This window comes from Pseudomonas sp. S5D5 (assembly GCF_003013355.1).
Lineage (GTDB): Bacteria > Pseudomonadota > Gammaproteobacteria > Pseudomonadales > Pseudomonadaceae > Aquipseudomonas > Aquipseudomonas aylmerensis.
On sequence record NZ_PTEO01000001.1, the window covers coordinates 4,330,476 to 4,347,394 of the forward strand.

A 16,919-nucleotide genomic window follows, 5' to 3' on the forward strand; every position below is an offset into this window, starting at 1 on the left:
GTCCGGGCAGCAGCCAAAAAAACGGGGCGATCATTGATCGCCCCAAAGGTACATCGAGAGGTCCTTCTGTAAATCTACAAACTGATCTGCTTGCGCTCCTCGTCGGTCAAGCGGGCCCGCGCCTGTTCACTCAGCGGCCCCGCGCCCAGGACCTGCACCGGGCTGTTGGGGTTGTAGCCCGAGGTCTTCTGCGCGGGCGCCGGTTCTTGCGGCAAGGGCTCGCTGCCCAGGCTCAACACTTCCACGGTCATGATCGACGGCCGGCCCTGCTTGGCCGCTGTCTGCTGGCTGCGCGCCGCGTCTTCCGCCGCCTGGGACGCCGCCGCCCCTGCCGCGCTGGCCGAACTCATGGCCCCGGTGTTGACGGTGGCCGACACCGGCACCCCGGACGACTTGCCCTGGGTCTGGATGTTGGCCGCGTTCACCACGTGCAAGGCAGCGATGTTGACGTTGCCCGACACACGAATGCCCGCCTCGCCCGCATCGATGGTGCCCATCGGCGCAATCAGGTCGATATCCCCCGCCGGCACTTCCGGGATCGGGTTGAGCGTGGCGATCCCCGCACCGGTACTCGGCACCGATGGCGACAGGCCGACGTTGCCCCAGTTGTCATAGACACGCTTGGGCGGCGTGTACACCACGGTGGTCTTGGAGCCCCGACCGGCGTTGATGTCGCCTTCGCTGGTCCAGCCCATGATCGAGCCGCCGAAGGTGGTCATGATGCGGCTCTGGCCCAGCAGGATGCTGCCCAGGGAATACAGCTGGATATCGCCGGCCCCCTGGGTGATCACACCGGCGGTGGACGGCGGTGCGGCGCCTTCGATGCCGAAGGTCTGGCTGCCGCCCGGCGTGAGCATCTGGATCGAACCACCGAAGTTGGTGTGCACGCCCGCGCCGCCGAACAGGGTGATATCGCCCTTGTAGGTGAGCGGGTTGCCGGCCACGTCCTTGTCCGGGAACAGTGCCGCAATCGCCGCGCGGCCACGCAGGTAGCTGCCCTGGCGCACGCTGCCGTCCTGGTTGTACTCGCGGCCGGCGGCCTTGAGTTCGGCGAAGTACACGTCGCGGGCAAACACCCGTTGTTGCTCGGCCGGCAGGCTGGCGTAGTAGGCGCGGGCCTGCTCGCTGTTGCCGACAAACCCGAAGCGCTCGGCCAGCCAGCCGACCAGTTCGTTTTCGTAGGTCTTGGCCACCTTGGCGCCCTGCAACGACTCGCCCGGTTGCGCCAGGTTGGCGGGGTTCAGGTACGTTTCGACGAAGCGGCGGTAATCCGGGCCGTTGGCGCCGACGCCGGCTTGCATCACGATGCTCGCGCCGGGGCGTGTGTCGCCCGCCGCCACAGCGCCCAGGCTGGTGATACCGACCTTGTCGTCCATCAGGATATTGCGCCCGGCGCTCACTTCCAGATTGCCGGGCCCGGCGACGTTGAAGCTGCTGTAGAGGATGTCGCGACCGGCGCTGACGATGGAGATATCGGTTGGGCTGTTGTGCACGAACAGGTTGCCGGCGAAGGTGTAGCTACCGGTACTGTCGTCGCCACCGCTGGCCCCTGCCAGGCCGGTACCGCTGCTGACGATATCGCGCCCGGCCCGCATCCATACCGGACCTGCGCCTTCAAAATAGGTTTGCCCAAGGCGCGGATCGTCGGCGGTGGTCATCGTCAGCGTACGCCCACTGTTGACCCCCAGCAGATCCCCCGTCATTGCATAGAAGCGCGCGGGCTCCAGGGCATCCCCCCATTGGGTGCTGGCGGTATTTGGACCAAAGGCAAACAGTGGGAACGAAATGCCCAGCCTGGCAACGTTGGCGTCGGTGGAAACGTTGCCGCTGCCCACGTCCGCTCGCCCGCCGATAAAGCCCTGGAAGGCCGGGTGCAGGATGCTCGCCAAGGTGTCCGGCGCCGCACTGGAACGGCTGATGGTCAAGTCGCCGCCATAGATCGAATCCCCCGCCAGCAGTTGCAACTGGCCGTTGGTCGACGGCGCCAATACCAGCGCCTTGAGCGGCGGCAATACGTTCGTGTTCAACGTCGAAGCGCGGCCGTAGTACAGGCTGCCGTTGGCCGCGACTGCACGCAGCGTCGCCGGATACACCGCCGCCAGATCCGACTCGGCGGTATCGGTCAGCGGCGTGAGATTGCCCCCGGCGGAGAACAGGTCGATGGCCGTGCGGTCGGTCCACAGGCTGAACCAGCTCTGCCCAACGCCACTGACCCCATTGTTCTCATACGCCAGGACATTCATCTGCGGCGCGCGCCCCGGATCGGCCACGTCCTGCAGCACCAGGTCCCCACGCGTAGACAAATTGAAGGTCGCATCGCCCGGCAGCAGGCTCCAGCCCCCGGTCGCGGCCGCAGACGTCGAGCGGCTCGGATCGTAGGCGCGGATTTCGCTGGGGCTTTGATCCTTGGGTTGGCTGCCGTAGCGCAGCGTCAGGCTGCCCAGGGCGCCGCCCGTCATCTGTACATGCCCGCGCAGGTCGACCACCGCACCATTGAGATGCTCCAGCGCAATCTGGCTGCCAGGGTTGACCGCTCCGCCCACCCGCACGTTCAAGTCACCGCCCCCGGTGAGTTGCAGGCTGCCATCGGCCGCGACCCGCCCGGTGCTGCCTACCGCCAGCACCAGGCCCGTGCTGCGCGGGCTGACGTTGGCGGCCACGTAGCCCGTCAGCGGTTTGAGCATCCCCGCATCGCCACCGACCTCGACATTCAGGTTGCCGCCGCCCAGGGTGCCGAACCCGGTGAAGCCCACCATCCGGTCCGCGAGGCCCGCGACGGGCACCATCGCGCCGAAGTTGATCCACCACGCGGTGGATTGCGCCTGGCTGCCGCTCAAGCCGTTGCCTTGGCGCCACAGCCAATTGCCGACGTTGGCCGAATCCACCTCGCCATCGGTCGTCACCGGACGCCCGCCCGTGGAGCGCGCCTTGCTGGTAATGTTGCCGGTCAGGTTGCCGCCGACCTTCAACAACAGGTTGCCGCCCCCCTCCGGGAACCAGGCGCCCGCCGGGCTGCCGGCTGTGGCGGTCGTGGCACTGCCGGCGGTGTAGACGCCGAACAGCGATTCCATGCTCAAATCCCCGCCGGCCAGCAACTCCAGGTCCGCCGCACCGGTGCGGATCACGCTGAAACGCGTGCTGCCGCCGACGATCTTGCTCGGGCCAAACACGCCGTAATGGCTGTCGGCCAGGCGCAGGTTACCGGCCTGCGGCTGCGGTTGCAGCGCTCGGCTATCGGCTGCCTGGGTGTCGGCACCGGCCACCAGGCGCATCGACCAGGCCTCGGAGCCCGCGGGCAGCATCGGCGCCGCCGCCCACAACTTGCCTTGCCCATCCGCCCCCGGCACACGTAGTTGCACCGAGGTGGCATTGCCCGGCAACTTGACGTTGGTGCCCACCGGCAACAACGCGCCACGGGGCAGCGGCTTGGTGCCATTGAGGATCACCGTCGCGGTGCTGCCCAATACCCCCGGCAACGGCACTCCCGCAGGCCAGGTCATGATGCGCACACTGGTGAGGCTGACCAGCACGGTGCCGGCGTCCAGGATGCTGCCCGCCGGCAAGCTCACGCGCTGGGTCAATATCGTTCCCGCCGGGTACAGCACGGTCCCCGAGGCATTACGCACCGCGCCCGCCAACACGGTACCGGCCGGCAGTGCCAGGGTCGCATTGAGGGTTGCCGCCGCCGGCAAGCGGGTGCCGGCCGGCAGGCTGCGGGCCTTGATCGAGATGTCGAAGTTGAGGGCCACGCCGCCGGGGAACGTAGTGCCGTCCGCCAGCGTCACGCCGTTGCCCGGCACCACCACCGTGCCACCGGTGAAGTCGACACCGGCGCGCAGTACCCAGCCGTTGTCATCCGCAGTCGCGGCCGGCGCTGCAAAGCCATCGTTGATACTGCCGTAGATATTCAGGTCGCCACCGGCGCGCAGGGTCAGGCTGCCGGCCTCGGTAGGCTGGGTCGACTTGAGGCTGGCGTAGCGATAGCCGGACAGGTTCAGGTCGCCCTGCACGACCAGGTCGCCGTCGGCGCTGTTGCTGCGGATTTCCACACCGGGGCGCAAGTGGAAGGTATCGCCGTAGGTCGCGTTGTTCAGGCCGGCCAGCTTGGTCTGCGTCAGGTTGGTATTGCTCAGCGCCGCATTGATGTAGGTGGTGCTTAACGCATGCAGGTCATCCAGGTATTGCTGGGTGACGACTTGATACGGCCGGCCGGTGGCCGTGGTGTCGGTGCCGACCGGCGCATCGGTGTAGGTGGCCATGCCGTTGAGGGCAATCGAACGTGCCCCCTGGATCGTCAGGCGCCCACTGGCGTCGATGGCAATGTCATTGGCGCCCACGCGAGGCGCATTCAGTTCCAGGGTGCCCCGGTTGCGTCCGTCATTGCCGGTGGCGGTTTCGGTGCCATGGCGCAGGTCGATGCGCATCCCGTCGGCCAGGGTCAACTGGCCAGTGCCCGACCCCAGGACCACGCTGGCGCGGTTCGGCGAATCGATGATCTTGCCGTAACTGTCGACGCGCAATTGCGTGCCATGGGCGTCGAGCACCGCCGTGCCGGCCAGCGTCAGGCCGTTCTTGCCGGCCAGGTTGATGTTGCCGACGCGTTCGCCGCTGGCGTCCACTCGGCCGGTGACCAGCAGGCTGCCATTGTCCACCGAGACATTGACGGTATTAGCCTTGACGCCGTCGCCAATCGTCAAGTCGCCCTGCTTGAGCTGGAAGCTGCGCGCACCAAACACCTCGCCCTGGTTGAGGCGCTGGTTGAGGGCCGCGAACCGCTCGCTCAGGCTGCCGCTGCCGCCCAGGTGCTGGGCCTGGATCTCCACCGCGCCGGCCAGGTACGGCACCAGCGTGCCGCCGGCATCGTAGTAGCCGCTGCTGCCGGCGAGGATCTTGCCCGCCAGGTCGACGGTGCCCGCCGCGTCGCTCACCGCCACGGCGCGCAGCTTGCCCGCCTGGTTGAAGGTGGCCGAGAGGTCGATGGTCGAGCCCGTGGCCTGCCGCACACTGCCCGCGCTGCTTTGCAGCACCACGTCGCCGCCCGCGCTGTATTTGGTCAGGTCGTCGAACACGATGGCGCGACCGGACACATCAATCGAGGCGTTGTCGGTCAGCACCACATCACCACGGGCGCCCAGGGTCACCTTGCCGCTGGGCAGTACCACCGCGCTGGCCAGGCGCAGGCTGTCGCCCTGCAGCGACAACTCGCCGCCAAGCCCCTCCACCTTGCCCATCGGCCCCGACGAGGCGCTGACATCAATGGCGCCACCGGCGGTGATCTTGTTCACCGAGCCGGCTTCGCCGGTCATCAGTGGCGTAAGGATATTGAGGTTACCGCCACTGTAGGCAAAGCCCTTGATCGCGTCGTAGGCGCCCTGGCTCTGGTACACCGAGAGGCTGCCCTTGTGGTTGGCGGTGATGCGCTCGCTGGCATTCAGGTTGACGTTGGCAAAGCCCAGCGCCAGGCGGTTCAAGGTGGCGGTGGTACTGGCCTGGGCGAACTCGCCATAGCCGAACGTAATGCGCTCGGCGTTGATGTCCAGGCGCCCGCTGCCGGTACCGGCACCGCCAGCCACCACAGTGCCGGGGGCTGCCTCGGCGCCCTGCCAGATCAGGTTGGCGGTGTGGATGGTCGCCACATCATTCGCGCCTCCCGCGCCGTAGATCGCCGGGGTGGAGAGCATCAGGTTGTTCAACAGGGACTTGCCCGTGACCGCGTCGTAGGTGTCGAGGGTGGTCGATCCGTAGAAGTTGAAGCTGTCGCGTGCCGACAGTTGCAGGGTCTCCAGGGCCGGGGCGCCGAATTGGGTGTCGCCGCGCAGCAAGCGGTCGAGCACTTGCTGGGTGAGGGTCAGGCCCGCCGGCAGGCGATTGGCCGCGGCAGCGTCAGCCAGGGCCTGCGGGCTGCCGACGTTGATGCTGGCGACGCCGAGGTTGAGGTGCCGGGTGCCGTAACGCACCTCGTCGCCCATCAGCAGGGTCTTGTCAGTCAAGGCGACGATGCTGCCCTCGGAGTAGAGAGCGGTTTGCCCGCTGCAAGGGTCGCTGGCACACGTGCCCAGCTTGATCCCGCCGCTGCTGCTGCCCGCGGGCGCACTGACCACATTGAGCAATCCATTGGAGACCGCGAGCATATTGCCCACGCTGTAGACAAAACCATCACGTGCGTCATAGCTGGCCTTGCCGCGCCCGATCGTATTGATCGACGCGCCCTGCTCCACCACGATTTCCCCGTCAGCACTCAAGAGGAATACTTCCGGCGCGGCCAACGTCGCCCCCGTACGCAGGGTGACCGAACCGCTGGGCATATTCGCCAGGTTGATGTAGCCACCGTTCTGGCCATACGAGACCTGGGTCATGCCGCCGATCATCAGGCGTGCGGCACCCAGGGCATTGAGGCTCGCCGCATCCACGGTGACGCCAGCGAAATCCGCTGTGGCCGCATTGCCTGCCGCCACCACTTCGATTTCGCTGTTGTCCATGTTGAGCACCGCCACGGTACCGGCGTAACCGCCGGCAGCCGCATCGAAACGGCCGATCCCCTGGAACGAGAAGGCATCTGCACCGGCCCCCGGCCGCAAGGCCAGCTCCAGGGTCTTGGCGTCCCGCTCGAGCATCGCCCGAGGCACGCCGAGCCTGGCGGCGTCGGCCACCGCGAACTGCGCATAACTGGTTTCGTTGTACTGGGAGTAACGGCGCAAGGTATCGGCCGACGTGAGGATCAATTGGCTGGCAATGCTGTTGCTGATCCCGGTATTGGCGATGGACAGCCGCCCCGCAGTCGACCATGAGCCGTTGCGCATCTGCTGGGTCGGCCCCACGCCTGCGGCTCCGGCCAAGCCGTTGATTTCGACTCGGAACGCGCCGGGCATCAAGGCATACGTCGACGGCATCAGGGTATAGGTGCCCGCCGCGAGCCCCGGCACCCCTGCGCCGATCGTGATTTGCTGGCCGATCAACGGGTCGACCGCGCCGCCCTCCGGCGCCACGGGTGCGTAGCCGGGCTGCACGCCGGGCACAATCGCGTAGACCGGGTTGGTGCCCAGGCCCGGCAGCACAAAACCGCCGTTGGCCCCGATCTGCATCAACGGGTTGTAGCGGGCGTCGGTAGAACCGCCGCGCCCGGAAATAAACCCGGCGCCGAGTAACTCGCCGCCGCCGGACAGGTCCACAGTGGCCTCAGGCAGCACCGCCACCGACTCACCGCCAAGGACCACGCCGACCTGCAGGCCACCGTTCAACGTCGGTATCCCGCCCTGCCCGAGGAACGTCACGGTCTTGCCGTTGTATTGATAGATCTGGCCATCCACCGTACCGCCGTAGGGCAGCACCAGGCCCCTGCCGCTCACCGAGGTCAGGCTGCCCGGCAGCAGTTCAACTTTGCTGGAGCCCAGGCTGCCGATCTCAATCAGCCCCAGCGGCGCACGCACCACCCCGCCCTGCTTGATGGTCGGGCCACCCAGTTGCAGGCGACCGAACGCCGAGTACGGCACGCCAGCGGTGCTGTTGCCGGTACGGGCGATGGTGAGGGTGCGTGTCGGGTCGTAGTTGTATCCCGTGGTGTCATTGTTAGCGTCCAGATAGCCCGCCATCACCCTCGCGCCGACCTCAGTCGCCGGGTACAGCTGCGCCGCGCGCAAGGTCATATCACCGCGCGTCATCAGTTGCGTGCTGATGCCGGTAGCGATCACATCCGCACCCGCCCCCACCAGAAACCGCAGGTCGCCCTGGCTGGTCAGTTGCACATCATCGAAGCCGCGACGGTCGATACTCACCTGACTGCTATCGCTCAGGGTCAGGTCACTCTTGTTGCTGAACAGCACATTGCCACGCACATCGACCAGGTTGCCGGAGGCATTGAACAGCGCCTGGCTGTCACGTTGAGACATGCCGCTGGTCAACACCGGATGCAGGTATTGTTGTTTGTTCGGGTCCAGCGGCGCGAGGATGCCCGCCAGCAGCAGGTAAGGCGCCGACAGGTTGATACGGGAATTGGCCGCCGCCGTTTCAGTCAGCCCCATGGCACCGCTGTACAGGCGCAGGCTCTGGCCCATGTTCAGCGACACATCACCGTCAAAACTCAGCAGGCCATTGCTGAGCAAGGCCAGGTTGTCAAACCCGCCGGCACGCACCTGGTCCACGCCCAGCGCGCCATGGCCGTACGCCAGGCTGGCGGCGGCCGCGTCGGCGCTGCCCGGCAATGCGCTGCCCTGGTGGGCTTGGCTGAGCACCAGTTCACGGACGTTAAGCACACGGTCGGTCACGGCGCTCATGGCGTAGTACGGGCTTTCCAGCGCCAGCGACAAGCTGCCGCCCGCCGCCCCTGCACCACCGGCACGCGCTACAAAGCTGCCATCCAGGTACAGGCCGTTGTTGGACGCAAAGCTGATGCGGCCGCCATTGCTTGCCACCTGCACCCGGCCCTGGCCCGGGATATCCAGGGCCGCCTGCGTACCGGAGGCATCCAGGCGGGCGCCGTCGCGCACCACCACAAACAGGTCGCTGGCCTTGGCAATCCCGGTGGCCAGGTCGATGTCGCCGCCAATACTGATGGTGCCGCCATTGCGGACCTGGCCGTAGACACTGCCGCGATTGCTCACTGCCGTGACGGCCCGCGAGGCGACGTCGATCAGCGCGTTTTCGCCGACCCAGATCGAACGACCGTGGCCGCCAGCGTTGACCAGTTCGGAAGCCGGAACCGTCAAGCCGCCCAGGCTGACACTGCCGCCCCAGGCGTTCAGGGTGCCGTCCAGGGTCAACTGGCCGACGCTGCGCAGGTTGATGCCCTGGCCAGGGTCGACGTTGATCACCGCCCCCTTGCCCACATTCAGCGTGGTCGTCGCCAGTTCGGCCGCCGTGGATTCCTGATGCCCTGCCGTCAAGGTCAGGTTGGCGCCGCGCCGTTGCGTCAGCACGCCCTTGGTGGCGTCTTCCTGATACAGCGCCGGTGTCCAGCGCTCCAGGACCGTGGCCGGGTCGCTGCCCGTGGGGCTGGTGGAGGTCTGCTCGCCCAGGCGATAGACCGGCGTGGTCACATCCACGCGCGTGCCGTCGGTGACCAGCAAACCTTCGTTGCCGGTGATGTCATAGGCCGAGAAGCCCTTGTTGAAGAAATCGCCCGCCAGTTTCAGTGTGTCGGCGGTCGGTGCGGTGGCGCTGTCGCCGATCTGCACCTTGCGTGCCTGCAACGCCAGGGTGCCGCCGCCGTTGACGCCATAGCCACGGATTTCACCGTCCAGGGCCAGGTTGCCGAGGGCGCCCATGGTCACGTCACCGCCCTTGCCGCCGGCGAGCTTGCCGTCGAGGCCAAGGCTGCCACCGGAGGATGCATCCACCACGCTGCCGGCTGCCAGGTGCACATTGCCGGTGCTGCGCAGCGACACCTTGCCGCCGTTCACCGAGGCCACGCCGCCCACGTCGGCAGGGTCCAGCAGCAGGTTATTCCAGCGTCCACTTGTGTCGAGCCTGACGCCGGCGGCAACGTCGAGGCGGCCGTTGCCCGCCAGGATCGTATCGCCGACCGCCCCCGCCTTGAGCGGGTCGACCTGGCTGAGGATATTGCCCGCATTGAGACTGCCACCATGGGCCGTGAGGTTGGCATTGATGGCTACGCCCGGCCCGAACAGGGTGATGTCGCCCCCGTCCGCCACCTTCAGCACACCATTGACGGTGATCTGCTGCGTGGCGCCAACCTTGACCGCGCCCAACTGGTAGCCATTGAGCTGGTCACTGTCGAGTACCAGCGTGCCTTGGCGATCCGCCGGCAAGGCGGTGCTGAGGTCGAGACCATCGGCAATCTTCTGCGTATTGCTGTCGATCAGGACCTGGTCGGTGCTGCCGCTCAGGGCATAGCGCAAGGTGCCGGTGGTCTTGTTGTAGATCGGGATGTATTGGCCAATGATCAGTTGCGCGCGCTGGGCCCGGGCCTTCTGCGATTGCTGGTAGCCATCGAGGTTGATGTTCGGCGCCTGGGTCTGGCGGTCGCCCTGGAACACGTCGCTGATCAACTGGCCTTCGAGCACCGCGCTGGTGGTGCCGACCACCAGCTTGCCGGCGTCGCGTCCCACGGTATAACCGGCCTCGTAGCGGCGCTGTGGCGCGATCAGCGGGTTGTAGTAGTACTCGGTCTGGCCCCAGCGTGCGCTGGTGTCTTCATAGCCTTTGTAGAAACCCGAATAGAGAATGTCGCCCGGCGCCCTGGAGACTTCATACAGGCGGCCATTAGGGCCCTTGAGCCAGGTCTGCTGGATATAACCGGCCTGCACATCCACGGTGCCACCGGACAGGTTGATCTGCGCGCCCTGCTGGGTCACCACCTCCTTGCCGGTGAAGGTCACGGTGCCGCCCTGGGCCATCCATTCACCCACCGAGTGGCCCTGGGTGCCGAGGTAGCCGCCGACTTCCAGCAAGCCGCCGGCGGTGTACCAGCGGTCTGTGGCATAGCCGTTGGTGCCCGCCGGCACAAACACCAGCTCACGCAGGTCGACCCACACATCGTTGTTGATCAACTGGCCGCCATCGCGGTTGACGGGCGCATCGCGCTGCTCGTTACCCTGCACGTTGATCTTGATGTTGTTGGATTCCATCGACACCTTGACGCCGACGGCACCCGACACATCGATCATCGCGCCGTCGCGCACCAGGCTGCGCCCAGCGGCGCTGACCGCGACCTGGCCGCCGGTGGCGAGGGTGATCGAGCCTTTCTGGAAGTCCACGGTACCGCCGCTGACGATCTCGATCCGTGACTGGTCGGTGCGGTCGGCCACCGCGCTGAGATTGTTGAACGCGCCGGTGGCCAGGTTGGCGGGCGTGCCATCAAGGTTGACCAGGCCATTGCCTTTCTGGCTGTTGAGCGCGGTGCTGCCGCTGCTGTCCAGCAGGATCGCGGTGGTACTGCCCTCGCCCAGGGTCACGCTGCCGGTGGTGTCGGTGGCGGCGTTGAGCAAATGGACCGTGCCGCGGGTGTCCACCGAGGTGCTGGCCAGGACCACGCCATTTTGCTGCACCTGGTGCCCGGTCAGCGTGATGTCGCCGGTGGAGGCCATGATCAAGCCGCTGTTGGTGACCTTGCCGGCGCTGCTGCCGGCGTTGAGGCTGGTCGCCACTTCATTGCCACGGGTGGTCGAGCGGTCATTGCCGGTAGTGCCAACGCCCTTGCGGATGTAAAAACTGTCGCCGGCCGCCAGGGTCGCCTGGCCCTTGGCGGTGTTGATAGTGCCGGCGTTTTCCACCTCTGTGCCGAGCAGCAAGGCATAGCCGCCGGCATCGGTGGAGGTGGCCGGGCTGTGGGTCTGGATCAGCGCGCCGCGCTGGACCTCGACCTTGCCCGCCGCATCGGTGAAGGTTGGTTGGGTGCCGGTGGCGTCCACGTAGATGCCACGTTGAGTGAACTGCTCATCGGTGATGTTCGCGGCGGCGGCCACCAGGTTGCGCACGTTGACCTGGCTGGTACCGCTGAAGACCACGCCGTTGCGGTTCATGATCATCACCGTGCCGGCGCCGGTGATCTGGCCCTGGATCTCGCTGGGGCGCGCGTTGGGGTCGTTGACGCGGTTGAGCACGGCCCAACTGGCCTGCTGCTGGAAATCCACCGTGGTGTTGCGCCCGACGTTGAAGGTCTCCCAGTTGAGGATCGCCTTGTCGGCGGTCTGCTCGATGGTCACCGTGGTCTTGCCGCCGGCCTGGGTCTGCACCGGGCCCCTGGCGTTGGTCCAGCCCTGGGTGAGGCTGTTATCGACCTGCAGGCCGCCCTTGCCCAGGCCATCGGGAACGGTCGAGACCTGGCCGAAGGCAGCCTGGCGCCCTGCCGCCTGCGCCGCTTGTTGCGCCGCAATCGCCGCGACGCTGGTGTTGAGCGTGCTGATCGAGCGCGACAACTGCTGCTTGACCCGCGCCTGCTGGTTCAGCGATGGAATCCCCGGCACCTGGCCCGCCCCGGTGCGCGCCGCCGTCGCCGCCTGGGACGCGCCCTTGTCGGCAAACCAGCCGGAACTGAAGGCCGTGGCCGCCTGGGCGTTGCCCGCCACCATCAACAGGGCAATGGCCTGGGCCAGCGGTTTGAGGCGCAGGATCGTCTGGGCGCTCTGGCCTTGGGCAGTGCGGTTTACCGGTGATTTGCAGCGGACCATCGGAGATCTTCCTTGTTTGTAATTCGCCAGGGGCAAGACACGCCCGCGTATGAGGGTTAGGCGGTTGGCGAGGGGCCGGACTGAACTTCTGTCATGGAAAGTTCACATGGGGCTGGTAGCGCAAAAAAATCAGCAACGGCACAGGCCGTTGCTGATCGGGTGTTGCAGGTCGGTGAAAGCGTGGGTTACAGCGGACGACCGATGCCGTTGCAGACGTTGGTTTTGCCGATGCTCAGACCGCTGGTTGCCGTCAGGAAAGTGTCGGTGATGGCAGCTTTCCAGTTAGCCGGCAGCGGCACGAAACGGTTGGCCGAAATCGCGGCGTCGTTGTTGGCAGTGGCGCCGAAGTGCTTGGTGAAGAAACCACGTACCTGGGAGGTCTGATCAGCATTGGCATAGCACTGGCTGAAGATCAGGTTGGTGAAGCCAAGGATCGGGTAGCCCGAATCAGGGTACGGTTGAACGCCGGCAGCGCCCACTGGACCGAACACTGGCACCCAGTTGTCAGGGTTGTTGATGTCCAGCGGAGCGCTTGGGTCGTTAGGTGGCAGTACCTGGGCGATGGCGTCGGAAACGTTGCCCGGCGCTGGCGACACACCTTCGACGCCGTTGGCTTCGTCTTTACCCACGCGAGCAACCTTGGTGGCGTCGTCCAGGCCTTCCAGGGTGGAGGCCGCGTAGTCAGGGCTCATGTAGGTGATGCGGCCTTGGGCGGCGCCCAAGGCAGTCATTACACCCTGGCTGCCGGTGGCAGCAACGGCGCCGGCAGGCAAGCCACCGGAGAAGCTGTTGGCGAACGTGGTGGTAACCGCGAAGGAGCCGGTTTCAGCGTTGCACTTGGCATTGAGGAAACGGGTGAACAGCTCGGTGGTGCCGCTGCTCTCGCTGCGATACACGATAACGATCGGACCGGTACGCCCAGCACCGGAAATCCCGCTCCAGTTCTTGATGCGACCGGAGAACACACCGCACAGCTCTTGCACGCTCAGGTCAACATTCGCGCTGCCGGTTTTGTTGAACGGAATGGCCACCGACGTTGCAACCGACGGCACCTGGATCAGCTTGCCCCAGGCCGGTTGTTTGGTAGATGCGTAGGTCGACAATTCAGTCGCAGTCAGTTTGGAATCGCTACCAGCCCAGTGCACGTTCTTATTGGTAACGCCGGCCACGAACTTGGTGTAGTCGTTGGTCAGGAAGGCAGCCTTGCCGTTGCCGCTGCCGACGCCGATGTACGGGGCGAAGCCAGTGGTGAGTACGCCGGCAGTCTGGTACAGCGGCTGTGGCAAGGTCGCGCCGCCGCCGTTTACGTCAGCGAATGCAGCCTGTGCCGCGCACAGTGCAGCGAGGGTCATGGATACCGCGAGAACGTTGCGCTTAAACATGAAGAAGCTCCTTTCGTCGTGTTTGTACGTTTGGGGTAGATGGCTCTTGCATGACGCCATGGCTTCGGTCCCAAGCCGTGATGCGGGGGTGGCGAGGGGTGAGGCCATGGGTAGGAAATTTCGCAGTTTCCGATGACAGCAAAAGGAAAAAACCTCGGGAGGAACACCTTGATTTTTAAAAGATTCTCGGGTGTTTTGGTCATCGTTCTGAACGCTTTGGGCGCAGGTGACAGCGAGGTTTCAGCCCGCAATGGGTGGAGGCGGTACGGGCTGTGGCAAGGGCGGTTGGATGTGACGGAATGAGGAACCCGAGGTTGGCCCGCGCCGAAATCGACTGAGCAGCCCCTTCCCACCTTTCTTGACCGTATTCAGGTCACGAGTTGGTTGATCTCGATGATCGGCAACAGCACCGCCATCACGATCACCAGCACCACCGCGCCCATCACCACGATCATCAGGGGCTCGAGCAACGCGGTCATGCCCATCGCGCGCCGTTCGATATCCCGCGACAGCGTCTGCGCGGCACGCTCGAGCATCGGCGGCAGCGAGCCGGTTTTTTCGCCGCTGGCAATCAGGTGGATCAGCACCGGCGGGAAGACTTTTTCCACCGCCAGCGCCGGGGCCAGGTTGACGCCCTCGCGAACCTTGGCGGTGGCGTCGTTGACGCATTGGCTCAGGCGGTCGTTGGAGAGGGTCTGGCGCGCCGCCTCCAGCGCGCGTAGCAGCGGCACGCCGGCCCCGCCGAGGATCGCCAGGGTCGAGGCAAACCGCGCGGTGTTCAGGCCCAGCACAAAGCGCCCGATCAGCGGCAGGCGCAGCACGCGACTGTGCCAGTTCAGGCGCGCCACGGGATTGCGCAGGTACAGGCGCCAGCTCCAGAAACCGCCGACAAGCGCACCGAAACACAACCAGCCCCAGGCGCGAATGAAGTCGCTGGCGTTGAGCATTGCCAGGGTCAGGCCCGGCAGGTCCTGGCGCGCCTGGGAAAACGCGCTGACCACCTGCGGCACCACGTAGCTCAACAGGAAAATCACGATGCCGATGGACACCAGCCCAACCACGCCGGGGTAGATAAAGGCCGTGAGGATCTTGCCGCGCAGGTTGTTGCGCTCCTCGATGTAGTCGGCCAGGCGCTCCATCACTTGGGCGAGGTCGCCGGACTCCTCCCCCGCCGCGATCAACGCGCGATAGATCGACGGAAAATCCCGTGGCCGTGCCGCCAATGCATCAGCCAAGCGCATGCCGCCGCGCACATCGGCACGTACGGCGGCGAGGGTCTGGGCGATGTGCTTTTTCTCGGCCTGCTCCACTGTCGCACTCAGTGCTGCCTCCAGCGGCAGGCTGGCGCCGAGCAGGCTCGCCAGTTGTCGCGTGGCCCAGGCCAGGTCGTTGTCCGACAGCTTGGCAGTGAACAGGCTGCTGCCGGCGGCATTCGACTGATTGCCTTCAACCTGTACCAACAGCGCGGTCAGGCCACGGCTGCGCAACGCGGCAAACGCGCCGCTCTGGCTGTCCGCCTCCAGGTGCCCGGCCTCGACTTTGCCGCTGGCGTCGGCGGCTTCATAGCGATAGCGATTCATCAGGCGTCCCGCGTCACGCGCAGGATTTCTTCGGGCGCAGTGGCGCCGCTGCGCACCCAGCGCTCGCCGTCTTCGCGCATGCTCAACATCCCGGCGCGGCGCGCGGCCACGCGCAGGTCCTGCTCGCCGGCGCCCTGGTGGATCAGGCTGCGCACGTCGTCGTCGACGCAGAACAATTCATGGATCCCGGTACGCCCGCTGTAGCCGATCTGGTTGCATTGCGCGCAGCCCACCGGGCGCCAGGTGCCGGGCGCGGCCGGGTCTTGCTGCTTGCAATGCGGGCACAGGCGCCGCACCAGGCGCTGGGCCAATACGCCCAACAGCGACGACGCCAGCAGGAACGGCTCAACCCCCATGTCGATCAGGCGGTTGACCGCCGACACCGCGTCGTTGGTGTGCAGGGTCGCCAGTACCAGGTGGCCGGTGAGCGAGGCTTGCACGGCGATTTGCGCAGTCTCCAGGTCACGGATTTCACCGATCATGATGATGTCCGGGTCCTGGCGCAGAATCGCGCGCAAGGCCAGGCCGAAGGTCATGTCGATCTTGGCGTTGACCTGGATCTGGCTGATGCCCGGCAAGTCATATTCCACCGGGTCTTCCACGGTAAGGATATTGCTGGTACTGGCATCCAGCCGCGCCAGGGCCGCGTACAGGCTGGTGGTCTTGCCGCTGCCGGTGGGCCCGGTGACCAGCACGATGCCGTGGGGCTGGCGGATCAGCGTATCGAGGCGCGCCAGCAGTTGCGGCTCCATGCCCAGGGTTTCCAATTGCAGGCGCCCGGCCTGTTTGTCGAGCAAACGCATCACCACGCGCTCGCCATGCCCGGTCGGCACGGTCGATACGCGAATATCAATCGGCCGGCCGGCCACGCGCAGGGCGATACGGCCGTCCTGGGGCAGGCGCTTTTCGGCGATATCGAGCTGGGCCATGATCTTGATCCGCGACACCAGCGCGCCATGCAGCGCCTTGCGCGGCGACACCACGTCACGCAGGGTGCCGTCGACGCGATAGCGCACCACCGAATGGGTTTCATAGGGTTCGATGTGAATGTCACTGGCCTCATCCCGCGCCGCCTGGGTGAGCAAGGCGTTGATCATGCGAATCACCGGCGCGCCGTCCTGGGTGTCCAGCAGGTCGGTGATTTCGGGCATGTCTTGCATCAGGCGGTCGAGGTCGACTTCGTTTTCGGCGGCGCCGACCACGGCGGCGGCGCTGCCGGTGTCGGCGTAGGCACTGGCGAGCAGGCCGTCGAGTTCGTCGTCGCGCACCTGTTCAAGGCGGCTGTGACCGAACTGACGGTGTACCTCGCTGATGGACCAGCCGGGGGTCGAGGGGCATACGGTGAGTAGCCTGCCTTCCTCGCAGGGACGCAGGAGGATGCGTTGGGATTTGGCCCAGGCGTAGGGGAGCAGGCTCATGGTTTTGGCTCGCTTGCACTGGATTTAGAGGGACCGAGTACATATCCGTTGTTGGGGTAACGGCTACTTGGGGTTCCGCTCTTACAGCGGCTCACTTTTGAAGAGCGCAAAAGTAAGCAAAACGCTCTTGCCCCAACACTCGGCACCTCGCCCAGGCTCGGTGTGCCCGTAATCCGACATTGATTTGGGCGGCCGCCGCCACGCGCCATCCATGGCGCGGGGCGGCTAAACCGGCATCCCTGCCGGTTTACCCCCCAAATCAATATCGAATTCCGGCCAGCGTGTTTGATGGGGCGCCTAGGATCAAGATCAAGATCAAGGTCAAGGTCAAGATCAAGATCAAGATCAAGATCAAGATCAAGATCAAGATCAAGATCAAGATCAAGATCAAGGTCAAAAACAACGCGAAAGCAA

The 16,919-nt window shown here is 65.7% G+C and carries 4 protein-coding genes; all 4 read right to left on the minus strand.

Going from position 1 to position 16,919, the window contains the following annotated elements; translation table 11 throughout:
- Positions 1-74 precede the first annotated feature (74 nt).
- The 4 genes from C9990_RS19535 to gspE all read right to left on the minus strand — a co-directional run bounded on the left by C9990_RS19535 (position 75) and on the right by gspE (position 16,505).
- Complete coding sequence (locus C9990_RS19535) at positions 75-12,125, minus strand: filamentous hemagglutinin family protein (RefSeq protein ID WP_106804358.1); 12,051 nt, start codon at positions 12,123-12,125, stop codon at positions 75-77.
- A 185-nt stretch (positions 12,126-12,310) separates the two neighbouring features.
- Positions 12,311-13,507 (minus strand): substrate-binding domain-containing protein, encoded by a 1,197-nt coding sequence (locus tag C9990_RS19540; RefSeq protein ID WP_106804359.1) that lies wholly within the window; start codon positions 13,505-13,507, stop codon positions 12,311-12,313.
- Positions 13,508-13,875: 368 nt separating this feature from the next.
- Positions 13,876-15,087, minus strand: a complete 1,212-nt coding sequence (gene gspF / locus C9990_RS19545) for a type II secretion system inner membrane protein GspF (RefSeq protein ID WP_106804360.1) — start codon at positions 15,085-15,087, stop codon at positions 13,876-13,878.
- Positions 15,087-16,505 carry a type II secretion system ATPase GspE gene (gene gspE, locus C9990_RS19550; RefSeq protein ID WP_106804361.1) on the minus strand — a complete coding sequence of 473 codons (1,419 nt, stop codon included), beginning with the start codon at positions 16,503-16,505 and terminating at the stop codon, positions 15,087-15,089. The genes gspF and gspE overlap by 1 nt, the downstream gene beginning before the upstream one ends.
- Positions 16,506-16,919: the final 414 nt, after the last annotated feature.